At 38.5% G+C, this 26,773-nt stretch carries 22 protein-coding genes; 10 read left to right on the top strand and 12 right to left on the bottom strand.

Annotated features, from left to right (window positions below):
• Positions 1 to 10: 10 nt before the first annotated feature.
• Entirely contained in the window at positions 11 to 1,078 is a 1,068-nt protein-coding gene (gene namA, locus JHD79_RS01265; protein WP_199117271.1) for an NADPH dehydrogenase NamA, read from the bottom strand.
• A gap of 201 nt (positions 1,079 to 1,279) precedes the next feature.
• Between namA and JHD79_RS01260 the strand changes: the two genes are divergently transcribed.
• Positions 1,280 to 2,848: a carbohydrate-binding domain-containing protein gene (locus JHD79_RS01260; protein WP_199117270.1), complete on the top strand. Its 1,569-nt coding sequence runs from the start codon at positions 1,280 to 1,282 to the stop codon at positions 2,846 to 2,848.
• A gap of 151 nt (positions 2,849 to 2,999) precedes the next feature.
• On the opposite strand, the gene JHD79_RS01255 is transcribed toward JHD79_RS01260, so the two are convergent.
• Entirely contained in the window at positions 3,000 to 3,548 is a 549-nt protein-coding gene (locus JHD79_RS01255; protein ID WP_199117269.1) for a DUF1543 domain-containing protein, read from the bottom strand.
• Positions 3,549 to 3,639: 91 nt separating this feature from the next.
• On the opposite strand from JHD79_RS01255, the gene JHD79_RS01250 reads away from it, so the two are divergent.
• Both JHD79_RS01250 and JHD79_RS01245 read left to right on the top strand, forming a co-directional pair.
• Positions 3,640 to 4,317, top strand: coding sequence for a hypothetical protein (locus JHD79_RS01250; RefSeq protein ID WP_233164513.1), 678 nt, complete (start codon positions 3,640 to 3,642; stop codon positions 4,315 to 4,317).
• A gap of 40 nt (positions 4,318 to 4,357) precedes the next feature.
• Complete coding sequence (locus JHD79_RS01245) at positions 4,358 to 5,362, top strand: 2-hydroxyacid dehydrogenase (protein ID WP_199117267.1); 1,005 nt, start codon at positions 4,358 to 4,360, stop codon at positions 5,360 to 5,362.
• 12 nt (positions 5,363 to 5,374) lie between these two features.
• Here the strand turns inward: JHD79_RS01245 and JHD79_RS01240 are convergent, their stop codons facing one another.
• The 4 genes from JHD79_RS01240 to fumC form a co-directional block, all read right to left on the bottom strand.
• Entirely contained in the window at positions 5,375 to 5,815 is a 441-nt protein-coding gene (locus tag JHD79_RS01240) for a low molecular weight protein-tyrosine-phosphatase (protein ID WP_199117266.1), read from the bottom strand.
• A 115-nt stretch (positions 5,816 to 5,930) separates the two neighbouring features.
• Positions 5,931 to 6,719 (bottom strand): S1/P1 nuclease, encoded by a 789-nt coding sequence (locus tag JHD79_RS01235; protein ID WP_199117265.1) that lies wholly within the window; start codon positions 6,717 to 6,719, stop codon positions 5,931 to 5,933.
• Between the two features lie 10 nt (positions 6,720 to 6,729).
• Positions 6,730 to 7,239, bottom strand: coding sequence for a fumarate hydratase (locus JHD79_RS01230; RefSeq protein ID WP_233164512.1), 510 nt, complete (start codon positions 7,237 to 7,239; stop codon positions 6,730 to 6,732).
• Between the two features lie 38 nt (positions 7,240 to 7,277).
• Positions 7,278 to 8,675, bottom strand: coding sequence for a class II fumarate hydratase (gene fumC, locus JHD79_RS01225; protein WP_199117264.1), 1,398 nt, complete (start codon positions 8,673 to 8,675; stop codon positions 7,278 to 7,280).
• Positions 8,676 to 8,852: 177 nt separating this feature from the next.
• On the opposite strand from fumC, the gene JHD79_RS01220 reads away from it, so the two are divergent.
• On the top strand, positions 8,853 to 10,088 hold the full coding sequence (locus JHD79_RS01220; protein ID WP_199117263.1) for a serine hydrolase: 1,236 nt from the start codon (positions 8,853 to 8,855) through the stop codon (positions 10,086 to 10,088).
• A gap of 60 nt (positions 10,089 to 10,148) precedes the next feature.
• Here JHD79_RS01220 and JHD79_RS01215 read toward each other — a convergent pair whose 3' ends face one another.
• Together JHD79_RS01215 and JHD79_RS01210 are read right to left on the bottom strand one after the other, a co-directional pair.
• Entirely contained in the window at positions 10,149 to 12,569 is a 2,421-nt protein-coding gene (locus JHD79_RS01215) for a TonB-dependent receptor domain-containing protein (RefSeq protein WP_199117262.1), read from the bottom strand.
• A gap of 9 nt (positions 12,570 to 12,578) precedes the next feature.
• Positions 12,579 to 14,972 (bottom strand): TonB-dependent receptor domain-containing protein, encoded by a 2,394-nt coding sequence (locus JHD79_RS01210; RefSeq protein ID WP_199117261.1) that lies wholly within the window; start codon positions 14,970 to 14,972, stop codon positions 12,579 to 12,581.
• A gap of 106 nt (positions 14,973 to 15,078) precedes the next feature.
• Between JHD79_RS01210 and JHD79_RS01205 the strand changes: the two genes are divergently transcribed.
• The 6 genes from JHD79_RS01205 to JHD79_RS01180 all read left to right on the top strand — a co-directional run bounded on the left by JHD79_RS01205 (position 15,079) and on the right by JHD79_RS01180 (position 21,571).
• Entirely contained in the window at positions 15,079 to 15,495 is a 417-nt protein-coding gene (locus JHD79_RS01205; protein WP_199117260.1) for an EamA family transporter, read from the top strand.
• Between the two features lie 58 nt (positions 15,496 to 15,553).
• Entirely contained in the window at positions 15,554 to 16,231 is a 678-nt protein-coding gene (locus tag JHD79_RS01200; protein ID WP_199117259.1) for a response regulator transcription factor, read from the top strand.
• A complete protein-coding gene (locus tag JHD79_RS01195; RefSeq protein ID WP_199117258.1) occupies positions 16,228 to 17,481 on the top strand; it encodes a HAMP domain-containing sensor histidine kinase in 1,254 nt (417 codons plus the stop codon). The genes JHD79_RS01200 and JHD79_RS01195 overlap by 4 nt, the downstream gene beginning before the upstream one ends.
• Before the next feature lie 50 nt (positions 17,482 to 17,531).
• Positions 17,532 to 18,290 (top strand): phosphatase PAP2 family protein, encoded by a 759-nt coding sequence (locus JHD79_RS01190; RefSeq protein ID WP_199117257.1) that lies wholly within the window; start codon positions 17,532 to 17,534, stop codon positions 18,288 to 18,290.
• A gap of 92 nt (positions 18,291 to 18,382) precedes the next feature.
• A complete protein-coding gene (locus tag JHD79_RS01185; protein ID WP_199117256.1) occupies positions 18,383 to 20,320 on the top strand; it encodes an LTA synthase family protein in 1,938 nt (645 codons plus the stop codon).
• 48 nt (positions 20,321 to 20,368) lie between these two features.
• Positions 20,369 to 21,571, top strand: coding sequence for a DUF763 domain-containing protein (locus JHD79_RS01180; protein WP_199117255.1), 1,203 nt, complete (start codon positions 20,369 to 20,371; stop codon positions 21,569 to 21,571).
• 196 nt (positions 21,572 to 21,767) lie between these two features.
• Here JHD79_RS01180 and recG read toward each other — a convergent pair whose 3' ends face one another.
• The 4 genes from recG to JHD79_RS01160 all read right to left on the bottom strand — a co-directional run bounded on the left by recG (position 21,768) and on the right by JHD79_RS01160 (position 26,715).
• Complete coding sequence (recG, locus tag JHD79_RS01175; RefSeq protein WP_199117254.1) at positions 21,768 to 23,876, bottom strand: ATP-dependent DNA helicase RecG; 2,109 nt, start codon at positions 23,874 to 23,876, stop codon at positions 21,768 to 21,770.
• 6 nt (positions 23,877 to 23,882) lie between these two features.
• On the bottom strand, positions 23,883 to 24,788 hold the full coding sequence (locus tag JHD79_RS01170) for an EamA family transporter (RefSeq protein WP_199117253.1): 906 nt from the start codon (positions 24,786 to 24,788) through the stop codon (positions 23,883 to 23,885).
• A 2-nt stretch (positions 24,789 to 24,790) separates the two neighbouring features.
• On the bottom strand, positions 24,791 to 25,171 hold the full coding sequence (locus tag JHD79_RS01165) for a RidA family protein (RefSeq protein ID WP_199117252.1): 381 nt from the start codon (positions 25,169 to 25,171) through the stop codon (positions 24,791 to 24,793).
• 200 nt (positions 25,172 to 25,371) lie between these two features.
• Entirely contained in the window at positions 25,372 to 26,715 is a 1,344-nt protein-coding gene (locus tag JHD79_RS01160; RefSeq protein WP_199117251.1) for an OmpA family protein, read from the bottom strand.
• Between the last annotated feature and the right edge of the window lie 58 nt (positions 26,716 to 26,773).

The following is a 26,773-nucleotide window of genomic DNA, read 5'->3' as shown; positions in this document are numbered from 1 at the left end:
GGGCTAAGCTCTAACTGAGCTTGGCCCTTTCATATTGCGAAGGCCATTTGATTTCTTCACCAAGTTTATGGGCCGCATGCAAAGGAAAATAGGGATCTCTTAAGAATTCTCTGGCCAAAAAGATGAGATCGGCCTGCTCATTTTGTAGGATACCCTCTGCCTGCTCTGCCGAGGTGATCAAGCCTACAGCTCCGGTCAGCATTCCTGTATTTTTCTTGATGGCCTCTGCAAATTTAACTTGATAGCTGGGCAGTAAAGGGATTTGTTGTTCCAGTGATAACCCTCCTGTAGAAGTGTCAACCAGGTCAATGCCTTTTTCCTTTAATATAGCTGATAACTTAATGGATTCTTGCTCATTCCATCCACCATCTACCCAATCTGTGGCGGAAATTCGGACAAACAGTGGGTTTTCTTTTGGCCAAACTTCTTGTACCGAATCAACCACTTCTAATAAAAAACGTATCCTGTTCTCAAAGCTACCTCCATAATGATCTTCCCTCTTATTGCTAATAGGCGATAAGAATTGATGGATAAGGTAGCCATGTGCAGCATGGATTTCAACCAGTTTAAAGCCTATTGCCAATGCCCTTTTTGTAGCAGCTTTAAAGTCTGCTTTCACTTTGTCTATTCCACTTTGGTCTAGTTCAATAGGTGTTCTATCTTTTGCATTAAAAACAATCGGACTGGGCGCAACGGTATGCCATCCATTATTTTCAAGATCTGCCTGCTTTGGGCTTTCCCAAGGGACTTCAAAACTGCCCTTTCTGCCTGCATGAGCAAGCTGTATACCTGATACGGCTCCATTGGCATGTATAAAATCCACAATTTCCTTCAGTTTTTCCTGATGCTCATCTTTCCACAAACCAAGGTCTGCTACGGATATTCTTCCTTCTGGAGAAACGGCGGTAGCCTCGGTTATGATGAGTCCTGCGCCGCCAACAGCCCTACTGCCGAGGTGAACCAGGTGCCAATTGTTGGCAAAGCCATCTTTTGAAGAGTATTCGCACATTGGAGAAACCACAATGCGGTTTTTTAATTCGATGTTTTTAATTTTGATAGGAGAGAATAATAGCGTCATGATGATAAGTTTTGGTGCAATTTAATAAGTTGCAAGCTAATCTTCCTATTTAGTGTTAGTTCTGAATTAAACATGACAATAAAGCTAGATAAGGTGATAATTAATATTTAACGACAGATAGCTGCTGTTTATCGATACCAGCTTAATTTATAATTTTACTTACCATAGGTTTGACACATTGTTCATTTAAAATCAAAGCGTATGAAAAAGCTTATATTGTTATATAGTGTTATGAACATAAGGGAGTTAACGATTGTATTTTTAATGATATTTGTGCTTTCGGCGTGTTCTAAAAAGGATAATATCGTTGCCGATACTACAGACGGAAGCACATTAACCTCTACAACGGGGGCAACATCCATCATTGATAACAGTGCTATCACTTCGGGTACCCCAGAAGGTTCTACGGCAACAGGTGCAGATACAGAGGACCTTATCGAAAATTCTACCTTTACCAGTACTGTGTCCATTAATTTTGGAACAATAAATACAATTACCAACCCCTTAAATGCTGCGGGCGTAACCATTGTAGAAAGTGGGGGAGACATTACCATAACTTCTACTGCCACAGGAGTGGAATATCTGCTATCTGGTACCACAAGCAATGGTTCTGTGAAAATATACAGCGATAAAAAGTTCAAGACAACATTAAATGGAGTTAATATTACGAATAATGATGGCCCGGCTATAAATATCCAATCGAAAAAAAGAAATTTCATGGTCATTAATGTCAATACGACTAATACCCTTACCGATGGTAGTATTTATGCAACTTCAGCAGAAGATCAAAAAGGAACTATTTTCAGTGAAGGACAAATTATATTTTCTGGCACAGGAAACTTAACAGTGAAAGGTAATAATAAACATGGTATTGTAAGTGATGACTATGTAAGGATAACTTCAGGAAAGATTACCATTACCGGAACTGTTTCTGATGGTATACATGCTAACGATGCCATTATTATTGACGGGGGCACTTTGAATATCACGGCAAGCAACGATGGCATACAGGCCGATGAAGGCCATGTAATTATAAATGATGGTACCATTACGGCAACCACGGTAGACAAGGGTATTTCGGCCGCTTACGAAGGTACCGATGCCTCTGTAAGCCCATATGTAACCATCAATGGAGGTACGATTAATATCAAATCTACCAAAGGAGAAGGTATAGAAAGTAAAGGGGCATTAACGATTAATAAAGGAACTATCGTAACCAATACCTACGATGATGGATTAAATGCGGCAACTGCAATTTATATTAATGGAGGTTCTGTTTATTCCAACAGTACTAATAACGATTCGATGGATTCTAACGGAACTTTTACCATTACCGGTGGAATAGTAATTGCGGCAGGGGCTGGAGCGCCTGAAGCAGGGATAGATTGTGACGCAAAAACTTTAAAAATTACCGGAGGCTTAGTGGTTGGTATTGGTGGGGCCACAAGCGGGCCAACTTCCAGTGTAACTACCGTTAGGGCATTGGTAATGGGTAGCGGATCGGCAAATAGCATCATTCATATCGAATCGGCTGATGGAACTGAGGCGCTAACTTTCCTAGCGCCAAAATCGTTCAGTACTTTGTTGTTTGCCAGTGCAAAACTGAAGGCTAATAACAGTTATAGTATTTATACCGGAGGGTCGGTAACCAACGGTACTGCTTTTAATGGATTTTACCTCACAGGAACCTATAACAAAGGAACCAAAGGAAGTTCATTCACTACGACCAGCATAGTTACTCAGATTGGTGGAAGTATTAGCAGGGGCTAAAAAAGGTTTCATATTTCTCAGTTCCTAATATAGTTTGATGGCTTAGGGTCTTGATAGCCTTAAGCCATTTTTTATTTTTGCCGTTATGCCAGCTGGTTAAAAAAACAATTTTTTTGGCTTAAAAGTCCCCTACTGCTTCCGGTGAGGAGGTTCAAAGCTTGCTAATGGGCATATACCCCAATACTATTTCATCCTCCTGTAGATCTACCGTTGGGGTAAAAACAAGCGTATATTTTTCCTTCATCCCTATTGGTAACACCTCTTCTATGTCAAAAATGTCATCAACATCTACCCCATATTTATCATCTATGTGCGGACTAAAATACTGTCTGAAAAAATCTGTTTCTTTAGCGTTCTTAATTGCCGACGCCTTATCTGTTGCTACCAACAACATTTTATAATGTGCTTCTTCAAACAGCCCACTTTGGTAACCGCCTAAATTTAAAAAGAAAAGCCGCGCTGAAGAAGCCGCTCGGCGCTCCTCTTTTTTAACCACTTCTACACGGTAAGTCTCTATCTTATTTACCAGCCTATAGGCATCCAAATGAATTTTCCCTTGGGCTTCTGGCCAAAATGAATTAATTTCTGGCACCAGTTCTTTAAGCTCATTGGCAATGCCAAAAAATATATCATGCTGTTCTGTGTGCCGTCCCTGAGGTTTGCAGCCCAATAAAACCATATATAATTTAGGAGAGGACATCTCGTATTGTTTAATTTATAGTTGGAGTAAAAATAATCCAAAACAAATAAAATAGTATCATGTTATAAAAAATAAAACCACCATGATGTTAATGGACCAGCGCCCTCCTGACGGCGGGATGTTATATACAGAAACCAATTTGGCCAATTTCTTTCCTGAGCCTTTAAATGCCATAACTTCTGCATTTTTCTTAATCATAGCCATTTATTGGACCGTTAAAATTAAAGGTGATTTTAAGGGGAATCCGTTCTTGGGCTATTGTTTGGTGTTGTTATACGTGGGAGGTATTGGAGGGGCAACGTATCATACCTTAAGGCAATGGCGTATTTTCATTATGATGGATTGGATACCCATTATGTTATTGTGCATTTCAGCTGGCATTTATTTTTTAGCCCAGAGCACGAGGTGGTATTACGCTGTCCTGATGGTTTTTGGATACTTGGGCCTCCAGTTTTTTTTGAGAGATTGGTTAACGGCAGACAACACGCAATTGTTCATAAACTTGAATTATGCCATGATGGCCCTCTTGGTTCTTGTGCCAGTCTTAAACTATTTGATTTACACCAACTGGAGATCTGGAAAGTGGGTTGGTTATGCACTTTTGGCTTTTGCTTTGGCCCTTACTTTTCGGATAGCCGACAAATGGGCATGGTTAAGTGTAGGGACACATTTCCTGTGGCACAGTTTTGGTGCAATAGCGACCTTCTGTATGTTCAATTATATTTACCTTACGCAGCAAAAAAATATCGAATTATCTATGCCACGGTAGAAAAATCTAATCGGAACTTTTTATTTCGTATTTTAAGCACATGAAGATCCTATTTTTTTCGGCCAAGCCATACGACCGACAGTTTTTTGAAAAGAGTAACGAAACTCATGATTTTGAGCTAGAGTTTTGGGAAACCCACTTGGGGCCACATATTGTTGATGCCATAAAAAAAGATAATTATCAGGCCGTATGTGTTTTTGTAAACGATCAACTTACTGCTCCAGTAATTGCAGCATTAGCGGAAAAAGGAGTCAAAATAATTGCTTTACGTTGCGCAGGCTTTAACAATGTTGATTTGGATGCCGTTGCAGCACATGGATTGAGACTTTGCAGAGTGCCTGCCTATTCACCACAAGCCGTTGCAGAACATGCAATAGCGCTACTATTAACCCTCAATCGCAAAACGCACAAAGCCTATAACAGAACAAGAGAGCAGAATTTTTCGTTAAACGGATTGATGGGGTTTAATCTTTATCAAAAAACCGTTGTCGTAATTGGTACAGGCAAAATAGGAGCTGCATTTTGTAAAATCATGTTAGGTTTCGGCTGTAAAGTAATTGCTTTCGACCTTTATGAAAGTGAAGAGTTAAAGCAATTGGGTGTAAATTATCTACCATTTGAAAATGTGATTAGCAAAGCTGATGTGATTTCTTTGCACTGTTCTTTAAGCGAAGAAAATAAATATTTGATAAATGCGAACAGTTTGGCAATAATGAAAAAAGGGGTAGTAATTATCAATACAAGTCGTGGTGCTTTAATACACACTAAAGATGCGATCGAAGCTTTAAAAACAGGTCAAATTTCGGGCTTAGCCATTGATGTTTACGAGCAGGAAGAGAAGCTATTCTTTAAAGATTTATCAGGCAGTATTATTGGCGATGATGATATTCAAAGATTAATCAGCTTTCCTAACGTTTTGGTAACAGGTCATCAAGCATTTTTTACCGAAGAAGCACTTACAGAAATTGCGGCTAGCACCTTAGCTTCGGTTGCCACATTAATTAAAGGTAACGAACCAAGTGACCTAAATGAGATATTGGTTTAATAAAAAAAGGAGCTAAACCGTTAGCTCCTTTAATAATTCTTTACATCGTTGTTCTACTTCTCTACTCACTTGTTCAAATAAATCATTGTCGTAATAAGGGTCGGTTACCTCTTGTTCATTCACCAAAAATAACTTTACTTTTTGCTTGTGCTCATCAGTTCTGGCTAATGCTAAAACATCTTTTAGGTTATTTTTATCCATTACCAAGATGTGGTCGTATTCGTCGAAGAAATTAGGACTGAAATGCCTCGCTCTTTGTGTAGAAATATCATAACCCAAGCTTCTTGCCGCTAGTATACTTCTGCGGTCTGGTGGACTACCAACGTGCCAATTGCCAGTACCAGCACTATGTACCTGCCAATCTAAATTTTCTTGATCAGCCAAATGTTGCAATATGCCATGTGCCAAGGGCGAACGGCAAATATTGCCCAAACAAACCATGAGTATTTTCATTTATTGAAGAACAAGGATGAAGGAGCAAAGATTAAAGAGAAAGGACAAAAGAGTAAATACCGACGTACTAATTGGCCGGTAATTAAACAATTTATCAATTCAAACAATTAACCTGTTACTTGTAAATTTCGTTGAGGATTTTAGCCAAACGCACACCGCCTTTAAGTAATTGCTGATTTAAGGTGGCAATCCAATCGAAGTTATAGTTGTAACTTAATTTATCATCGTTTTTGATGCCTGTAGCATAAATCTGGTTACAAACTTGATACGATTCAAAAATGCAATCTTTAATACTCGCCTTGTTCCAGGTGGCTAATTGTTCTGGTGTGGCAAAGTTGATGGCTTTGGTATATTCCGTATAGCTAAGCTGCTGAAAATCGATCAACTGCTCGTCCCAAACCCTGTGCAAGTTTGATTTTTGACCAAACCAAGTAACCGAAATTCTATTTCCGCCCAAATCTTCTTTTCTGGCCGTATGCATTGGCTGGTGCATATCGCCAATTAAATGAACTAAAATCCGCATGGCAAATACCTTTTTTTCTGCAGGCGTTTTTGGATCTTTTAACAAGGCAATCATTTCATTGGCCTTGTTGTAGATGTTTGGTTCTGTGAAATTATCTAAATAACCATCTAAACCTTTTCTGTCCAATCCAACAGGTAAATTTACATAGTGCCAAGGGCTTAAGTACTTATAAGTTGTATCTGATTTGATAAAATCGGCCCAGTTGGCGCTCATGGCTAAGGTTTCGTTGCCCAAGATCTGCTTAACCGCTTTGCGGGCATTGGGGCTCAAATAACTATCGGCTATTTCGCCTACAATGCGATGGCCTAAAACACCCCAAGCGCTAGCGGCAATAGGTGTGTAAATAAAGGCAAATGCCAGAATTAATCTTTTTAATTTCATTTTCTATTTTTTAAAGCGCTTTTGGCACGCAGGTAATTTTTTCTTTTAAATTAAGTTCTATTTCAGTTTGATCATTTAAATTTTCCAAGGCTAATTTTTCGGCACTCCAAGATTTTACCTTGAAGTTACTAATATAGCGTCCATTCCTATAACATCCCGAAACCTTCTGTTTGTAATTTGCCTTGGTAAAATCGCCCACTAATACCAAGGTGTCATTTTTTACTTGATAAGTACCTTTTGCGTATTCTTTCCATAATCCGTTATTAAAACAGTTCTCTTCATAATAGTTGACTTTGGCATGTGTGGTAAAATCAACATAAAACGAATCACAGGTAAATTTAAAACGGTGTTGGGTATAAGATTGTAACTGTGCCTGATGACCAATGCTATCTTGGTTCCAGATCCCTTGCAGGAAAACTTCGCCTCTCCCTTGTACATCGGGCAGCCGGGAACAGGAGAAGAAAAGAAGAAAAAAGTTGAAAGAAAAAAGTAAAACGTAAAGGCTTCTCTTATTCATCATTGCTTCAATATTAAACTTTTAACTTTCAACCCCAAACCTTATTTCAAACTGCCTACCATTTCTTCGGGTTTTACCCATTCCGTAAACTGTTCGCTGGTTAGCAAACCTAGTTCTACTGCGGCCTCACGCAATGTTTTATTTTCTTTATGTGCTTTTTTCGCAATTTTAGCGGCATTTTCGTAACCAATATGAGGGTTCAAAGCAGTAACCAACATCAACGAGTTTTCCATGTGTTGTTTAATGACCGGTTTGTTCGGCTCAATGCCTTCGGCACATTTATCATTAAAAGATACGCAGGCATCGCCAATTAAGCGGCCAGACTGTAAAACATTTGCTGCTATTACAGGCTTAAACACATTGAGCTCAAAATGACCATTGCTGGCACCTATGCTCACCGCAACATCGTTACCCATTACCTGTGCGCAAACCATGGTCAAAGCTTCTGGCTGTGTTGGATTAACCTTTCCAGGCATGATGGATGATCCAGGTTCGTTGTCGGGAATAATAATCTCCCCAATACCGCAACGTGGACCAGAGCTTAGCATACGAATATCGTTGGCAATCTTCATTAGGGAAACGGCTACTCTTTTATAGGCGCCAGAAAGTTCTACCATGGCATCATGGGCTGCTAAAGCTTCAAATTTATTTGGAGCAGTTACAAAAGGCAAGCCTGTTAACTCGGCAATTTTTTGAGCAACCAATACGTCATAACCTTTTGGCGTATTTAGGCCTGTACCTACCGCCGTGCCACCAAGGGCCAATTCGCCAATCATTTCTAGTGCATTTTTAATGGCTCTTAAACCATTATCAATTTGTTGTACATAGCCAGAAAATTCTTGCTTTAAAGTCAATGGCGTAGCATCCATGAAGTGCGTACGGCCAGTCTTAACAATATCACCCCAAGCTTCTGCCTTTTTGGCCAAGGTATTCCTCAGTTTCTTCAACCCTGGAATGGTCACTTCTACCGCTTGTTTGTAAGCGGCAATATGCATAGCTGTTGGGTAGGTGTCATTTGACGATTGTGATTTGTTTACATCATCATTTGGATGAAGAATCTTGTGATCATCGGCAAGGCTGCCTCCATTTAAAACGTGGCCTCGGTTGGCAATTACCTCATTTCCGTTCATATTGCTTTGTGTGCCCGAACCGGTTTGCCAGATAACTAAAGGGAACTGATCGTCTAATTGACCTGCAATCACCTCATCACAAGCTTTGGCAATTAAGGTTGCTTTTTCTTGAGATAATACACCTAATTCTGTATTGGCTAATGCAGCAGCCTTTTTCAAATACCCAAAAGCATGGATAATTTCTTTTGGCATGGAGGCTTCTGGACCAATTTTAAAATTATTACGTGAGCGTTCGGTTTGTGCGCCCCAATATTTATCTGCGGGCACTTGTACCTCGCCCATGGTATCGTGTTCTATTCTGAAACTCATGATGTTTGCTATTTTTTCGTGCCAAATTTAAAGATTTTGAAATGGATATGGCAATATAAATGGTATTTACTTTGTGATAAAAACAAAGTTCTTTTTTTGGCAATGTTTAAAACTCTTTTGCGTTTAAAACTACAATAATGCGTATTTTTCCAGCTTTTAAACCTGTGTTATACCTACATGAAGTTTCGTTTACTATTGGCTGCGGCTACATTAATCATCATAAGTGTTACCTCTTGCACCAGCAAGGAGGAGAAAGAGAAAAAACTAGCCCAAGATAAAAAAGTAAGGGTAGTAGAAGACGATAAGGCCGATAGCCTGTTGTTGGTATACGATCCTAAGAAAGAAGATAAATGGATTGCCGATTTTGTACAGAACCTGCATAAGAAATATGCTTTTAATGGTAATGTATTGGTTGCTAAAAAAGGAAAAATTATTTATCAGGGTGCAAAAGGTTGGGCCGATTATCTGCATAGGGATAGCCTAAAAATAAACTCTGAATTTGAGCTGGCCTCTATTACCAAAACGTTTACGGGAGTGGCCATTATGCAGTTGGTGGAGGCGGGCAAGCTGAACGTAAACGACGACGTTAAGAAATTCTTCCCTAATTTTCCTTATGAAGGGATCACCGTAAAACTGTTGCTTACCCATCGCAGTGGCATGATGAACTATGTTTATTTCATCGATGATATTTGGAGGAAAGAAAAGCGAAACATGAAAAAAGGGGTTTCTAACCAAGAAGTGATGCAAATTATTGCCGAAAAGAAACCGAACAGATATACTAAGCCAGACAATGTTTTTCATTATAACAACTCCAATTTTATGGTGTTGGGGGCCATCATCGAAAAAGTGACCGGTCAGCGTTATTCGCAATATATGATGGAGCATATTTTTAAACCGGCAGGTATGAAAAACACTCATGTATACTCTACTGCCGAATATGAGAAGATCCCTGTCGACGTGGTTGGTCATGATCGCAACAGCTTTAGGTATTCTGTGGTACAAAATTTTTTAGATGGCCCAGTTGGCGACAAGGGAATTTATAGTACGCTGCATGATTTGGTCTTGTATGATAAATATCTTCGAAATGGGAGGTTATTAAAGCAATCTAGCCTAGATTCTGCTTACGTAGGCCGAAATAAACCAGTGAATGGCCATTTTAACTATGGTTACGGTTGGCGTATGTTCGATGGAAAGAATATGGATAAGGTGGTGTACCATACGGGTTGGTGGCATGGCTTCCGCCATATCTATGTGCGTGACCTGGATAAAGATATTGTAGTGATCTTTTTGGGCAATCTGACCAATGCGAGCTTAATGCATTTAGACGAGCTGTATAAATACTTGAAAATGCCAATTATTCGTAAAGGAGCTTATTCTGGTTCGGGTTCTTTGCCGGGAAGCGACGAAGATTAAAGCTATTCATTTAGCCACGAATTATGCATGGCTAAATGAATAAGATAGATCATCTATAGATTAAAATTTATAGCTATAACCAATTCTGAATACTTGGGTCTCTAAATAATCGGTACTTCTTAAGGTGAAACCGTTACCTGTAATGATCTTTTTTGTTTGTAGGGTATTCAAGATATCGTTACCGTTTAAGAAGACTTCGCCCTTGCCTTTTTGTATTGCTTTTTTCACGCCCAAGTCTATCGAAAATCTTGAACCGATGGTGCCTTGGGGAATAATGTCCTTCGCTAAGTAGACCCCAGAAAGCTGAATTTGTGTTTGTCCTTTTAGCTTGAAAATATTATTCAGCTTGATGTTGCCGGAGGTAATGCTTTCTTCGGGCAACTGATAGGTGGTGGGTACGGGGTATCGATTCGTGATGCTAAAAGCATTGATTTTATTTTGATAAAGAGCCGCACTGGCATTAAATGAAAACCAAGTGGACAATCCCTGTTGTAAGGTTACTTCGGCGCCAGTATTAAAGCTCTTTCCTGCATTTTGAAAGATGTTATAAAGTATCGTACTTCCCGGAACTGCAGTAGCAATCCTCGTAATGGTCGCATCTATCATTTTATGATATACGGCAGAATAAATGTTTCCTTTTTGCCAATTTAACCGATAACCCAGTTCTATGGTATTTGTAAATTGTGGGCGCAGGGTTGGATTGCCGACCTTTAGCAATTCCGGTTCATCATATTTTGGGAAAATTCGGATATCCACCTCATTTGGCCTGTCTACCCTTCTGTTATAGAAAACCGAAAGCTTATTTTGTTCATTGATTTTATAGGCAAAACGAAGATTTGGGAATGGACGGAAATAATCATAACCATCGCTTTGATAAGTATTATGATTAGGGTTGACGTCATATTGAACTTTTACATATTTATACCTAAGCCCTGCTTCCAGTTCAATGTGATTGTTCTCAAAAATGTAATTGGCATAGGCCGAAGGAATGGTTTCCTTGTAGTCGGCCCATCCACCAGCATTTACATCCAACGGAGAATTTAATCCGGGAAAGAACTGCATATCGGTTGGAATGGTTCTTCTTCTGAGCTTTATACCCGTTTCAATTCTGCCCTGTTTCAATGGCTTAATATAATCTAAACTGACATCAACAACATGCTCATCAGATAAAAGTTTAAAGGCATCTTCTCCGGTAAAAGTGGGCATTATATTCGTGAAGAAATATTTTTCATCCTCCCTGTGCCAAGTATAATTTAAAGAGGCGTTCAGTAAATGCCCCGGTTGCTTAAATTTATGTTGATAAATGGCCGAACCTGTTACGGTATATTTAACTTCATCTTCCAAAAACTGCCATAATCTCAAACGTTGTGAAAAGTCGGTATTGAAATAGGGGATATCTCCTTTGTCAATAATTTTTTCTCGGTTAAAATAGCCGGAAATCGTTAAGGAGTTATACTCATCAGGATTCCAGTCTATCCCTGTTTTTGCAGTACTGTAAGTGGTGGTTCGGTTACGCTTTACCTGTTGGTTGATGACTGTTCCATCATCATAGGTTCTGGTGGCAAATTCATTCCTGTTCAAGGTTTGTGTGTATAACCAGTCTGCCTGTAAGAAGGTGTTGAGCTTGTTTTTTCTATAATTTAGGGATAACGAAGGGTTGATTTTTGGCGTGGCCTGATATTGTGGCCTGATGTCTGGGAGATTTTCTTTTCTAACCCAAAGGGCACCCAACCCAGAAGTTAAACCAATTTTACCGTTAAACCCTTCTTGTTTATTTTTCTTATAAATGATGTTGATGATACCAGCATTTCCATTGGCATCGTATTTAGAGGAAGGATTATTGATGATTTCTATACGCTCAATTGCCGAAGCAGGTATATTGTCCAAGCTGGTTTGGGAGCCAAAGCCCGTCATGGCATTCTGTTTCCCATCTACTAAAACGGCCACCTTATCATTACCTCTTAGCTGTATTTTGCCGTCTTGAATAGTTACACCAGGCAAGTTTTGCATGGCCTGTAAAACCGAACCGCCAGATTGAGCTACATTATTGGCCAAAGTGAAGGTCTTTTTGTCCATTTTGTCTGAAAGGCCTTCACTGGCTTGCGATACTATAGTTACTGTGTTTAGCGTTTGGGCATCTTCATTTAAATAAACCTCACCGAGATCTAAAAAAGTACTCAATGTGCCAATGTTAACCTCCTGTACTTTTTTAAGGTAGCCAACCAGAGAAAACTCAATGTTGTAACTTCCTTTGGCTAATTCTGCTAATTTGAAACGGCCTTCTTCATCTGTAATGGTGCCGGTTACAAATTTCTGATCGGGTTTATGCTTTACAATTATATTTACATAGGGCATAACCGCTTTACTCTTATTGTCCTTTATTATACCCGAAATGGTTGTTGTAGTTGATTGTGATCGAACGGTCAATGAAAAGAGGAGCAAAAATAAAATTGGGATCGATGTATTCTTGAAGTTTGACATATAAATTTATTAAAGTGTATTATCAAAAGTGAGTTCTTTCTTTTTCTTGACTAGGCCAAAATTATAGCTCATGCCTACGTAGGCAATTCTTGAATTACTGCGTATAAATATATCCTGTTCCAAGCCTTGACTACTTAGTTCAGCCCGCTGTTGTTGGGTCTTAAATACGTCTGATAAAGTGAGGAAGGCAGAAGCTTTTTTATGAAATATTTCTTGTCTGGCACCAAGGTTTAGTACGAAACTTGGTAAATATCTGCCCTGTGGAGTTAATCTTGCGGCCCTGTAGTTTGAGTTTACCTGCAGATTGGTGCCACCAATAACGGTGTAGCTTGCATTTAAGTTGGCACTCCAGGTAACGGTATTTTTTTGGGTGCCGAAACCAAGGTTTGAAGCATCAATTTGGCTGTAGAATAAATTTGGTGTAAGATGAATACGAACTTTATCCTTCAGGTTAGCTGAAAAAACTACATCTGCACCAATAGCTTTGTCATTGGCCAGATTTTGTTTTGTAGTAATTAATGTTGTATTGTTTAATGGTTCGGTGATGGAAGTAAAACCATTGTATTTATAGCGGTAATAAATACCTGGCAGAATGCTAAAATTATTATGGCTCCATTTATAACCTATTTCTATCGAATGTATAATCTCTGGTTTTAGGTAGGGGTTGCCAACGCGGATATTTGTTGGATCAGCATACTCTGCAAAAGGATTTAGATCATCACCTTCTGGTCGGTTCACTCTTCTGCTATAATTTAATTGCAGCTCTTTATTGTCCCTTAATCTATAAGAAAAATGCAGCGTTGGGTATATCTTGAAATAATGATTGGGAATTAGTGTTTCTGTAGTTATTAAGTGAGATTTTAAGTCGGCATATTCTCCCCTTAATCCAAACATTAGCCCAAATTTTTTCCAATTCTGTTCCATGGTACTGTAAATGGCATGAATGTTTTCATGGTAGATAAAATGATTGGTTCTGGTCAAATCTGTGATAAATTGCTGTTGCGAGTAACTGTAGGATTCACCAAAAAAATCCATGTCATGCTTATTGTATTGACCGTCGTAACCAATTTCTAACTTTGTTTTTTCTCCTATTGGCAGTTCATAGGTAAGGTTAAGTTGTCTATTGGTCGAAGTTTGCTTGATCAGGGTATTATCTAGTTCATCGGCAATAATTGGTTTTCTATAAGAATTGATATAGTGATTATCTTCTACTTCTGGAGCTTTTGCGATATTGAATTCAAATCTTATTTTATGGTCTTCTTTTTTGAAATTATGCTCAAAGAAGAATGTGGCGTCAGCCTCTCTTTCATATTCATAGTTGGTCCTTATTCTGTTATAGTCGAAAATCAGCTCTGCCCCGATGTTTGAATTTTTTAAAGTAACATCATGTTTATGCATATTGCGAAAGTAATAGTTACCGGCAATGCCTATGCTGTTCTTAGTGTCAATAGCATATTCCATACCTAAGGTTGCCGTATTGGAAAAAGGCTTGGAACTTCCTCTTATCTCATCAAGGTAATCACCGGTTAAATGAGTTGTTGGATCTGTTTGCTTCCTTTGGTTGGTCGTTAACCTAATTCTATTGTCTTTTCTGATGCTGTAACTGCCATAAATATTTAACTTGTTGGGTTTATAATTCAAATTAATATTAGCATTAGACCTATCTTGATTTCCGATGCTAGCGGTAACACCCCCATTAAGACCAGGTTTAACGGTTTTCTTTAATACGATATTGATGATGCCCCCGGTGCCATCTGGCTTGTATTTTGCAGATGGATTGGTAATCACTTCTATACGCTCTATGCTGTTGGCGGGCAATTGTTGTAATGCGGCAGCGGCATTTTTGCCCATAATTGGTGAAACTTTCCCATTGATGAGAATAGTGGCAGATGAATTTCTTAAGCTCACATTTCCCTCAATATCTACTTGCACTAATGGGACATTTTGTAGGACTTCACTAGCCGAGCCGGTTTTTGCTATAATATCTTGGTCAACATGATAGATCTTTCGATCTATTGAGTTGCTATATAATGGCTTTTTGGAGGTAACCGTAATTTCGTTCAATTTTTTGGCTTCACCACTTAATCTTACATCGAAGTTTAATTTTTGATGTGTTGCATCAATCACAAATGTCATAGATTGATAATGGTTAAAGCCAATGAAGCTGGCAATGATATAGTAGGTTCCATTAATAAGCCCATCAAACTTATAAATGCCTTTTGCATTGCTCGTTTCTTGTTTAATTGGGATCTTGCTTTTAGGAGACATCAGCGCAATCGTTGCAAACTCTATCGGCTTTAGAGATATGCTGTCGATGACTTTGCCGGAGATTATGCCATTGGTTTGCGCAGCAACGAAAAGTGGAAAAACCAGCAATAATATAAATATAGTCTTTTTATACATCTTATAATTTTACCACATAATTAATATGTAAATCTGTTGGAAATTGGAAGTTGGAAAGAGAAACTTGCTTTTATGAACATATAATATCAGCTTTGTAAAAAAAGCTATGTGGAAAATCTATGCATTGCTATCGGCATTTTTTGCGGCTGGAACGGCTATCCTTGCAAAAATCGGAATTAAAGGTATTAATGGGAATCTGGCTACTGCTATCCGCACTGTTGTTGTCTTGTTTATTGCGTGGGGAATAGTTTTATTTAGTGGAGAGCTTAAGGAGCTTAAGACCCTAAATAAAAACAACCTCATTTTTTTAGGGCTGTCAGGTTTGGCAACAGGGCTGTCTTGGATTTTTTATTTTAAAGCGCTCGAAACTGGCGATGTAGCCAAGGTGGCACCTATTGATAAACTAAGTTTGGCCATTACACTAGGTCTTGCATTTTTAATCTTAAAAGAGCCGATAGAAGCTAAAACTTTATTTGGAGGTCTGCTAATTGTTATAGGGTCGGTTATTATCTTAATCAAATAAAGTTGTAACTTCATCTTCCATCAATTTTACTACAGAATTATATGCTTCTTTTGTACGTATGAAAATCCTACTGATCGAAGACGAAGAACCTTTAAGGGAAAGTATCGTTTCCTACCTAAAAGGAGAAGGAAACCTTTGTGAAGTCGCTATTGATTATGGAGGTGCCTTGGAGAAGATTAATTTGTACAGCTATGATTGTATATTGCTTGATCTCAACTTACCGGGAGGTGATGGCCTGAAAATCTTGAGAGCAATCAAAAAAATGAACAAGAAGGAAGGTGTGCTGATCATCTCTGCCAGAAATTCGCTGGATGATCGGCTAAATGGCCTAGATCTGGGAGCGGATGATTATTTAGTGAAGCCCTTTCATTTATCGGAGCTCAAGGCCAGGATCATGGCGGTAATACGTAGAAAAAACTTCAGTGGAAACAATGTAATATCGTTCAACGAAATTTATATTGACGTAATGGGAATGGAAGTCAAAGTAAGAGATAAGCTCCTTGCGCTGACCAAAAAAGAATACGACCTGTTGATTTACTTTATATCGAACCAAGGTAAGGTTATTGCTAAAAATGCTATTGCCGAACATCTTTGGGGAGATGAGATTGATTTATCTGATGATTTCGATTTTATCTATACCCATATTAAAAACCTCAGAAAAAAACTGGTAGAAGCGGGGGCTAAAGATTACATTAAATCAATGTATGGTGTAGGGTATAAATTTGAAGCCATATGAGGTTAGCACAGCGATACAATAGGGCAAATATGTTAACCTCTTTGGTCATATTGGTAATTACTGGGGTAGTTTATTATGTGGCAATCCACTTTATACTTACTGATAAAATGGATCGAGACCTGGTCATTGAGGAAAAGGAGATCGAGGCCTATGTGCGCAACTATAATAAATTGCCATCTCCGGGAGACTTCCTACATCAGAAGGTTACTTATCTAAAATTAAATGCTGACCATAAAATAGAAAGAGATTTCTTCTACAGTGATTTCTATAACGAAGAAGAGCAGAAAACAGAACCGGGTAGGAGTTTGGTAACCAGTGTCCGCTTAAATAACCATAACTATCAGGTCACGATTAGTAAATCTAGGGTAGAATCCGAAGATTTGGTGCAATTCATATTTTTGATTACCATAGCGGTGACTATTTTACTCTTGGTCTCTCTATTCCTCATTAACCGTTTTGTGCTACAGCGCATTTGGCAGCCATTTTATGATACCTTAAATAGAATGAAAGCTTTTAACATAGCCCAGAATGAAGGGGTAAAAATGCAAGAGACCAAGATTGACGAGTTCAACGAGCTTCAGACCGCGGTTTCTGGTATGGCAGATCGGGTAAAGAAAGATTACAGGGAGCTCAAGACCTTTACAGATAATGCTTCGCATGAGATGAGAACCCCCTTGGCCGTTATTAATTCTAAACTTGATTTATTGCTCCAAGATAAACCTCTTGAACCAAGCCAGGCAGTACTAATTGATGAGATTTATCATGCTGTAGGTAGATTAGGCAGATTGAATACTTCATTGCTGTTATTGGCTAAAATCGAAAACAATCTCATTCCCGAACAGGAGAAAATTAGCTTGGGGAAATTGGTGCAGCAAAAACTCAAGCAGTTCCAAGAGTTGATACACAATAAACAGATTGCGCTGGAGCAGCAGTTAGAAGATAAGGAAGTGATAATGAGTAGGTATTTGGCTGATATCCTTTTGAACAACTTATTAAGTAACGCCATTAGGCATAACGAGATGGGAGGGCGCATCCATGTTACACTGAATGACAAAGAGCTGGTCGTTTCAAATACCAGTAAAGAACCAGCGCTTGACGGACAATTGGCTTTTGAGCGTTTTTACAAAGCATCTTCCTCAGAAGGAATGGGCTTGGGCTTAGCTATTGCTAAACAAATTGTAGGCTTATACCATTTCCATATCGAGTATAACTATCATCAGGGACTGCATATTTTCCGAGTTATATTCTAACTACAGAATTTCTTCAGGCTTGCTTTTTAGTTTAGCGCCAAATCATACTTATGAAAAAGCTGCTAATCTTTCTCATTGGCCTCTCTTTACAGCTAAAAGCACAAGAAGTAGACACCTTAATCAGCAAAACAGCGGTTGAGCATCATTTCTTTAATCCCAAAAAATACCAATCTTATATTGTTCCCGTTGCTTTTGTGACCTATGGTTTAATTTCTTTGGGGGATAATCCGATACGGGACCTGGACTTGAGCACCAAGGCGGAATTGACGGAAGATCATCCAAGGTTTGCTGCGCATGTAGATGATTATTTAGAGTTTGCCCCACTTATAGCGGTATATGGCTTGGACATCGCTGGGATAAAGGGAAAAAACTCGGTGATAGATCAAACGGCTATGGTTTTGATTACCTCTGGAATTACTACAGCGATGGTCTCTACGCTGAAAAGCCATACCAATCGTTTGCGACCGGACGGTTCAGCTTATAGCTCCTTTCCTTCTGGACATACCGCTACGGCTTTTGCTGCGGCAGAGCTATTACATCAAGAATTTAAGGGACAGTCTCCGTGGTATGGTTACACAGGATATGCTGTTGCCATGACAACGGGTATTTTGAGAATGTATAATAATAAACATTGGTTAAGCGATGTGGTTGCTGGTGCGGGCTTCGGTATGTTATCAACTAAGCTTACCTATTTGATCTATCCTTATTTAAAACATTTTCTTACTTCTAGCCAACAACAGTTTACACTTGTTCCCATGTATCAAAACGGTACCTTGGGCGTTAACTTTAGCTATAAACCTAGAAAATAATCAGCTATAGCTGACAAAATACAGTAAAATTCAGATTTTCTTCAGAATTGAAAGATATTTTTGATGTTTATTTATTAATCAATAAATATCTTATGTCTTATTTTAACAAGATCAAAAAGGTATTCCAATCTAGATTTGGACCTGTGGTTTTGGGAATATTGTTACTTTGTGGAATCTCATTACTTACCAGAATTGTACTGCTCTTAAGCTCTTATGCTTCATTTGATTGGTCAATTCTAAATATCATCAGGGTTTTTTTAATCGGATTTCTTTATGACCTGGCAGCGGCCTCCTATGCTAGTATTCCCTTGATACTTTATTTATGGGTTTTTCCTTCCAAATGGTATGGGAAAAAAAATAGCCGTATACTATTAAGCCTCTGCTTCTTTGTAGTTGTTTTTACCTTGCTTTTTAATGCCATATCCGAATGGTTCTTTTGGCAAGAATTTGCGGTGCGTTATAACTTTATTGCTGTAGATTATTTGGTTTATACCACCGAAGTTATTGGCAATATCCGTCAATCTTATCCTATAAATACCATTATTGGAGTGATGTTTATTGTTGCCGGTATGGTGACCTATTTGGTGAGAAAGGCTTTCTGTTTGTCTACTTTTCATCAAATGAGGTGGGCAAAAAGAACAAAGTATGCGGTTTTATGGCTGCTCTTTCCATTGGCTACTTATTTTTTGGTAGATCATAAATGGAAAAACCTGAGTGCCAATCCATATGTAAATGAACTTTCTGGTAATGGGATGTATGACTTTGGTTTTGCGTTTTGGCATAATGAACTTGATTACGATTCTTTTTACAAAAGCCTTCCTATTAAACAGGCCATCACCTTGATCAAGCAGGAGTTGAATATAGACCCAAACAGTGCGGGCAACGGTCTTCTGTCTAGGCAGGTTAGTTATGCCGGTGCAGAAAGAAGAATGAATGTAGTACTGATCAGTGTGGAAAGCTTAAGCGCTAATTTCATGGAGAGTTTTGGTAATACACAGCACATTACGCCAAACCTAGATACACTGGCCAAAACAGGAATATTGTTTACAAAGCTCTATGCATCAGGAACAAGAACGGTAAGAGGCTTGGAAGCGCTTTCTCTTTGTATACCCCCAACGCCTGGCCAATCTATTGTCAAGCGCCCCAATAACAGGAATCTGTTTACTTTGGGGAATGTTTTTAGGTCGAAAGGCTATGATAGTAAATTTATATATGGAGGCTATGGTTATTTCGATAATATGAATGAGTTTTTTTCACAGAATGGCTATCAAGTTATAGATAGAAGTGCCCTGAAAAAAAATGAAATCCATTATTCAAATATATGGGGGGTAGCAGATGAAGATCTTTTTACGTTATCTCTTCGCGAACTGGATGCAGAATATAGAAAAAATAAACCGTTTTTTGCCCATATCATGACCGTATCTAATCATCGCCCTTATACCTATCCAGAAGGGAGGATCGATATACCCTCGCATACAGGAAGAGAAGGGGCAGTTAAATATACAGATTATGCCATAGGTAAATTTATTAAAGAAGCTGAAGAAAAGCCTTGGTTTTCTAATACACTTTTTGTGATTGTAGCCGACCATTGTGCCTCTAGTGCAGGAAAAGTAGAACTTCCCGTAAATAAATACCATATTCCAATGATCTTCTATTCCCCTTCTAATATTCGCCCAGCGAAATTCAAAGGGTTAACGGCCCAAATTGATATTGGTCCAACCATTTTGGGTTATTTAAACTTTAGCTATGAAAGTAAGTTTTTTGGACAGGATGTTTTTAATAAAAAAAATAGCAATCATCGTGCGTTCATTAGTACTTATCAGAGTTTGGGGTATATTAAGAACAATAAGCTGATCATTTTAGATCCAAATAAAAAAGTAGGTACTTTTAGACCGGATTTTACGAATGGAAATTCAAAACTAGTTCCCACAGATAATGAACTTACCAACCAGGCCATTGCTAATTATCAATTGGCATCCTATTTATATAAAAACAAGTTATATGGGTTTTATACCACAAAAGATAAATAAATTTTAAATTATTAAAACCAGCTTCTTTTTGCTAAATTTGTTAGCAAAATGAAAAGAGCAGGGATTGCAGATTTACCCTTACACTACGGCTCTGTGCCGCCTTGGCTAGCGGAACGGATGGGCAAATTGGGTTTAGCCATTACTGAAGAAATTTTGGCCAGTAAAGGAAAGGATGATTTCCTTAGTCGAATGAGCAGTCCGTTTTGGTTTCAGAGTTTGGGAGCGGTAATGGGTATGGATTGGCACTCTTCTGGCATAACCACCTCCGTTATGGGGGCACTAAAAAAGGCCATCAATCCACATGCTAAAGAATTTGGGATTCAGATTTGTGGGGGCAAGGGAAAACTGTCAAGGAATACGCCTTCTGAGCTCCTCAAATTTTCCGAACTGAACAGCCTGGACGCTACACATTTGGTGAAGTGTAGTAAATTGACAGCTAAGGTAGATAATACGGCCATACAAGACGGTTTTCAGTTGTACCAACATCACTTTATCATCAGTAATGAAGGTAATTGGACAGTTGTTCAACAAGGGATGAGCGATGAAAGTTCAACAGCCAGACGCTACCATTGGCATTCTTCCAACGTCCAATCTTTTACCGAAGAACCGCATACCTTTATCTATGGTGAAAACCAAGGCAAAATCTTAAACCTTACCGACAAAAGAGCGCAGCCCCTAAAAAAATCAATGTTGGAAATGATGGCAGAACCGCCCCAAAAAATGCTGGCTGAAATTTGCAAGTTAGTGATGCCAAAACACCATGATGTGCAGGCTAAAGATGTAGATTTAAAACGATTGGGTTCCATACTTTGGTTGGCACAAAATAACAATATCGCTAATTTCGACGAATTACTATTATTGGAAGGCCTAGGACCAAGAGCATTACAGTCTTTGGCCCTGGTAAGCGAAGTGATCTATGGTTCCCCATCACGATTTAAAGACCCAGCCCGATTTTCATTTGCCCATGGCGGTAAAGATGGCCATCCTTTTCCTGTACCTGTGAATATTTACGACGAAACCATCAAAACGTTAAATGATGCCATTAAGAAAGCAAAGATTGGAAATACGGATAAAATTCAAGCCATTAAATCACTCTCGCAAATTGCTTCCCGAGTAGAAAAAGACTTTATTCCAAATGGGAATTTTGATGAATTGATTGCTAAAGAACGAGCCGAATCATGGAAGTATGGTGGTAGAACAGTGTTTGGCAAAGCTAAAAAACCGACCAATCAACTGAATTTGTTTGATTAGAAATACTTACGAAGTTTTTAAACGGCGTAGCCCTCAACTTTACGATACCATAACAAACAAAAGTTAAACTTCGTAAGTCTTATGCAGCATCTTTTCAGCTAGGGACGAGGATAAATCTCTTTCGGGAGCACTTTCAAACGAGCTTTCTCAAGTCACTTTGTTCCGTTTCGAAACGATGAGAAATGGTTTTTTTTCTCTATGAAATCTTATCAAAACTAATTCCCGTATTTCGTTTAGCTAGGAAGCTTTTCAACAAACTGTTGTTTGGGTCGACAAGTTGGGGATCTTGATCGAAAATCTCGATTACGGTATTTCTGGCTTCTTGTAAGATAACTTGATCCTTGGCCAAATCTGCAACTTTCAGCTCTATAGTTCCGCTCTGCTGCGTACCCGTAATGTCGCCAGGTCCCCTTAATTCTAAATCGATCTCTGAAATCTCGAAGCCATTATTGGTTCTTACCATGGTTTCCAATCTCTTTTTAGAGGTAGGATTTAGCTTATTGCCCGACATTAAGATACAGAAAGATTGTTCTGCACCACGCCCCACCCTTCCTCGTAGCTGGTGCAGTTGTGAGAGGCCAAAACGTTCTGCATTTTCTATTACCATTACCGAGGCATTGGGTACATTTACCCCTACTTCTATCACGGTAGTGGCAACCATGATCTGTGTTTTTCCATCAATAAATCGTTGCATTTCGTATTGCTTATCTGCATTGCTCAACTTGCCATGTACAATGCTCACTTGATATTGAGGTAGAGGAAATTGATAGCTCAATTGCTCTATTCCTGCTTCCAAGTGTAAGAGATCTAACTTCTCGCTTTCTTTAATCAGGGGATAAACTATATATACTTGTCGCCCTTTGGCAATCTCCTGCTTCATAAAGCCGAACATGCGCATCCTCTGATTTTCGTAAAGGTGTTTAGTGTCTATGGGCTTTCTTCCTGCAGGTAATTCATCAATGACCGAAACATCCAAATCGCCATATAAAGTCATGGCTAGGGTTCTTGGAATGGGCGTTGCGGTCATGACCAAAATGTGCGGAGGAATACTGTTTTTTCTCCATAGTTTTGCTCGTTGCTCTACGCCAAAACGATGTTGTTCGTCAATAACCACTAATCCAAGATTATGAAACAGAACCTTATCTTCAATTAAGGCATGGGTCCCTACCAGAATATCTATTTCTCCATTCTCTAGCTGTTGATGTAAAATTGTCCGTTGCTTTTTAGTGGTACTGCCAGTTAATAGGCCAACTTTTACCAGTTCCCCTTTTAACATGCCCACCAATGATTCGTAATGTTGGCGGGCAAGAATTTCGGTGGGAGCCATCATACAGGCCTGATAACCGTTATCATTGGCCAAGAGCATGCTCATTAACGCCACTACCGTTTTACCACTTCCAACGTCGCCCTGTACCAAGCGGTTCATCTGGGAACCCCTTTGTGTGTCTAATCTTATCTCTTTAATTACTCGTTTCTGCGCATTTGTTAGGTCGAAGGGAATAATTTCATTATAAAAAGTATTTACTTTCTCCCCTACATTTTGAAAAAGAGATCCCTTAAATTTTAAGCTTCTGAGGTGTTTATTATATAACAACTGTAGCTGTATGAAAAAGAGCTCTTCAAATTTTAATCTCCTCTCCGCTTGTTGCAGCATGTTGGTGTTGGCGGGAAAGTGAATATTGATAATGGCTTCTTTCCTCCCAATCAATTTATATTTATCTAGGATATACTTGGGCAAGGTTTCCCTTATCTCATTAATATGAAGCTCAATGATATGGTAAATGAGCTTTTGTATGCCCTTACTATCTAAAAAAGCCTTTTTAAGTTTTTCGGTAGAATTATAGATCGGTTGTAGCGTAAGGTTTCCGGTAACGCTCCCATTTTGCCTTGGGTAGGTTTCCAGATCTGGATGGGAAATACTGAAACTTCCGTTAAAGAAATTAGGCTTGCCAAAGGCAATATAGTTATTGCCGCGATAGATGTGTTCTTCTACCCATTTTAGACTCTGGAACCATACCAATTCCATTGTTCCGGTATCATCGGCAAATTTAGCAACGATTCGTTTCTTGTGCTTTTCCCCAATTGTTTCTTTAGTCATGATCTTGCCTACCACCTGTATCAAGGGCATATCGGGTAGAAGTTCATTGATCTTATAAAAACGTGTTCTGTCTATATACCTGAATGGATAATGGCTTAAAAGATGTTCATACGTAGAAAAACCTAACTCTTTCTGTAAAAGTTCGGCACGTTTAGGCCCTACGCCCTTAAGGTATACCAAAGAAGTATCTAAGTTCGAAGCAAACAAAACGTATTATTTTCTTTTAAAAGTAAGCATATCTTTTATCAAGTGCCAATTAAATAGAAAAACGGCAAATAGTAAAAGGAGGTAGGCCAATAATTGGTGTGGATCAATTTTCTCATTGAAATGGGAAATAGCAATACTGAAAGCAATGATGGGATTAATATAAATAATAATACCTAGTGTTGAAGAAGGAATGCCAATTAAGGCAAACAGGCTTAAGAATAGAGGAACAATGGTAAATACAACAGCAATAAGTACAATATTGAGCCAGAAATCAAGATTGCTTTGTATTACGGTATAGTCTTTGATAAAAAATGGCAGCATGAGCAGTACGGCAATGCTAATTTGAAAAGCCAATACATTTAGCTTATCTAAATGCTGCATTTTTCTTTGGATTATCAAATAGAAAGCATAAAGTGCCGCAATGATGATGGACCAGGTAACTTCGATCAAAGAGCCTGTAGCCAACATCAGAATACTGAGGGTAGCTGTGCCTAGGGCAAGTATTTGAAGCTTGGACAAATGTTCCTTTAAAATAAGGTATCCACCAAATGCCGTAATTAATGGACATACCATATAGGCAAAAGCGCCAGATTTTATGCTAATATGATTAATGGCATAAATAAAAGTATACCAATTTAAGGTGAGCAAGATGGTAGAGCCAATGATCTGTAGCACTATGGTCCATTTGGTTTTGGTATGACTAGATAGGATATATCGAATATCCTTTATGAGCTCTTTTTTTCTGAATAACAGGATAGCGAGCCATATTACTACTAATGAAGTAAATATTCTATAATATAAGATTTGCTCAGAAGGATAAGTTTTGAGGTTCCTTAACGGAATGGAAAAGAAACCCCAAATAGAGGCCGACAAAAATGCCGAGAGTAGGTACTTTGATTTATTTTCGGTCAATTTTAACCTTTGTAAGCAGTGATCGATATTTCTACATTGACCCCTTTTGGCAAACCTTTTACAGCTACGGTTTCCCTGGCTGGAAAATCACTTTGAAAGTAGGAGCCATATACTTCGTTTACTTCAGTAAATAAAGCCATATCAGACAAGAAAATGGTGGTTTTTACAATGTGTTTGAATTCATATTCTGCTTCTACCAATAAAGCCTTAATATTGCGCATAACTTGATGGGTCTCTTCGCTAATAGAACTTACGTTCAATTCTCCATTTTCTGGATTAATGGCGATTTGTCCAGAAGCAAATAAAAAACCATTTGCAATGATGGCCTGATTGTATGGGCCTATTGGAGCTGGGGCATTGGTAGTATTGATAATCTGTTTCATGGTTTGTTCAAAATAAAGGTTTCTAAAAGTTTATAGGCAATGCCCAATATAAATATTCCAATAGCAAGGTTATTGATGATATGCATAATCTTAATATTTATATTGTTCTTTGGTGGATTTGACATGATACAAATTTAGGCATAAAAAAAGAGTCCCAACCTTAAGTTGGGACTCTTTTTTTATGTTTCTTTTAAGAAATATTAATTTCTAGTGCTCTCAACACGACGGTTTTGGATACGACCTTCTTCTGTATCGTTAGAAGCAATTGGTCTAGTCTCGCCGTAAGCTTTAACAGCTACACTGCTAGCGTTAACGCCAGAGTTTACTAAGTAAGTTTTTACAGAGTTAGCTCTATCTTTAGATAATTTCATATTGTATGCAGCAGTACCTTCGCTAGAAGCATGACCAGCTAACGTTACTTTACCACCGTTTTCACGCAATAATGAAGATAATTTATCTAAGGTTGGATAAGATTCAGTTTTTAATACTGAGCTGTTAAACTCAAATTGGATATTCTCAAAACCAGTTACACCACTTGGAGCTACTACAGAAGTAGTTTGCTCAGGGAATTTGATTGTACGACCTGAACCATCAACAACAGCACCAGCTGCAGAATTTGGCTCTTTATCGAACATATCAGCAACACCATCTCCATCGCTATCTCTTTTCAAATCTTCTACAGATTTCTCTACGTTAGAAACACGGTTTTTCAATGCTTCAACTTCTTGACGTAATGAAGGATCTTTTAATTCATCATACATTAAAGCAAGTGGGTTAACCCAATCCAAGTTTGGTTTAGATTTAGAACCTAAAGAGAATTCTAAACCAGCAGAACCGTAAGAGAATTTATCTTTAGAAGGAAGTTTAGCATAAACTCCATCCAAGTTATCTCCATCAACAAAGTTCATGGTATAAGCCAAGTTGAAAGACACGCGGTCAGACACTTTGAATTTAATACCAGCACCTACAGGAATGTAAGCTTGTTTGATAAAATCTTTGTCTTTATCGTCACCGAATTTACCTTTATTGTTAACTTCACCAGCAGTAGTAGTTACAATCGGATTGAAAGCAACAACACCATAACCTGCAGTTACAAAGAAGTTCACAGAGTTCTCACGACGTAAGAAGTCAACAGTAGCTACGTTAACAACACCTCTGATGTCAGCTGAATATTGGATGTCAGTTTTGAATTCTCTAATTCCACCAACGGCACTACCAACAGCATCTTTGTTAGAGCCAGATAGTTTACCACGGAAAATGTTACCTTCTAAACCAAAAGCATGACCTAATTGCTTACGTAATGAAATACCGTAGCCTAAATTTACATCCCAATTAGTAAAATCGTCAGAACCACCAGTTAATACTACAGGAGCTAAAACACCACCGTTAATACCTAATGACCACGTTCTGTACTGGGCTCTTCCTCCAAAGACTTTGGCAGAAGAGGTAGTTGCAGGAGCATCCTGAGCACTTGCAATAGAAGTAACTCCTATTAATGCTACCAAAGAAGCTGCAACGCCCTTTTTTAAAGTAGAATAATTCATAATTTTCTTTTTAAGGTTAAACAAAATATTTTATTGTATAATTTTTTGCAATACAAAA

The organism is Pedobacter sp. ASV28, from assembly GCF_016428855.1.
Taxonomy (GTDB): Bacteria; Bacteroidota; Bacteroidia; order Sphingobacteriales; family Sphingobacteriaceae; genus Pedobacter.
This window is presented reverse-complemented; position numbering and strand designations above follow the sequence as displayed.

Bases quoted from the DNA above. Each gene is read 5' to 3' on its own strand.
- JHD79_RS01195 (WP_199117258.1), top strand. From the start codon at position 16,228: ATGAGGTTAGCACAGCGATACAATAGGGCAAATATGTTAACCTCTTTG.
- JHD79_RS01255 (WP_199117269.1), bottom strand. From the start codon at position 3,548: ATGTCCTCTCCTAAATTATATATGGTTTTATTGGGCTGCAAACCTCAG.
- JHD79_RS01215 (WP_199117262.1), bottom strand. From the start codon at position 12,569: ATGTCAAACTTCAAGAATACATCGATCCCAATTTTATTTTTGCTCCTC.
- fumC (WP_199117264.1), bottom strand. From the start codon at position 8,675: ATGAGTTTCAGAATAGAACACGATACCATGGGCGAGGTACAAGTGCCC.
- JHD79_RS01240 (WP_199117266.1), bottom strand. From the start codon at position 5,815: ATGAAAATACTCATGGTTTGTTTGGGCAATATTTGCCGTTCGCCCTTG.
- JHD79_RS01165 (WP_199117252.1), bottom strand. From the start codon at position 25,171: ATGAAACAGATTATCAATACTACCAATGCCCCAGCTCCAATAGGCCCA.
- JHD79_RS01220 (WP_199117263.1), top strand. From the start codon at position 8,853: ATGAAGTTTCGTTTACTATTGGCTGCGGCTACATTAATCATCATAAGT.
- JHD79_RS01160 (WP_199117251.1), bottom strand. From the start codon at position 26,715: ATGAATTATTCTACTTTAAAAAAGGGCGTTGCAGCTTCTTTGGTAGCA.
- JHD79_RS01260 (WP_199117270.1), top strand. From the start codon at position 1,280: ATGAAAAAGCTTATATTGTTATATAGTGTTATGAACATAAGGGAGTTA.
- JHD79_RS01210 (WP_199117261.1), bottom strand. From the start codon at position 14,972: ATGTATAAAAAGACTATATTTATATTATTGCTGGTTTTTCCACTTTTC.
- JHD79_RS01190 (WP_199117257.1), top strand. From the start codon at position 17,532: ATGAAAAAGCTGCTAATCTTTCTCATTGGCCTCTCTTTACAGCTAAAA.
- JHD79_RS01250 (WP_233164513.1), top strand. From the start codon at position 3,640: ATGGACCAGCGCCCTCCTGACGGCGGGATGTTATATACAGAAACCAAT.
- JHD79_RS01185 (WP_199117256.1), top strand. From the start codon at position 18,383: ATGTCTTATTTTAACAAGATCAAAAAGGTATTCCAATCTAGATTTGGA.
- JHD79_RS01200 (WP_199117259.1), top strand. From the start codon at position 15,554: ATGAAAATCCTACTGATCGAAGACGAAGAACCTTTAAGGGAAAGTATC.
- JHD79_RS01205 (WP_199117260.1), top strand. From the start codon at position 15,079: ATGTGGAAAATCTATGCATTGCTATCGGCATTTTTTGCGGCTGGAACG.
- namA (WP_199117271.1), bottom strand. From the start codon at position 1,078: ATGACGCTATTATTCTCTCCTATCAAAATTAAAAACATCGAATTAAAA.
- JHD79_RS01230 (WP_233164512.1), bottom strand. From the start codon at position 7,239: ATGATGAATAAGAGAAGCCTTTACGTTTTACTTTTTTCTTTCAACTTT.
- JHD79_RS01180 (WP_199117255.1), top strand. From the start codon at position 20,369: ATGAAAAGAGCAGGGATTGCAGATTTACCCTTACACTACGGCTCTGTG.
- JHD79_RS01245 (WP_199117267.1), top strand. From the start codon at position 4,358: ATGAAGATCCTATTTTTTTCGGCCAAGCCATACGACCGACAGTTTTTT.
- JHD79_RS01235 (WP_199117265.1), bottom strand. From the start codon at position 6,719: ATGAAATTAAAAAGATTAATTCTGGCATTTGCCTTTATTTACACACCT.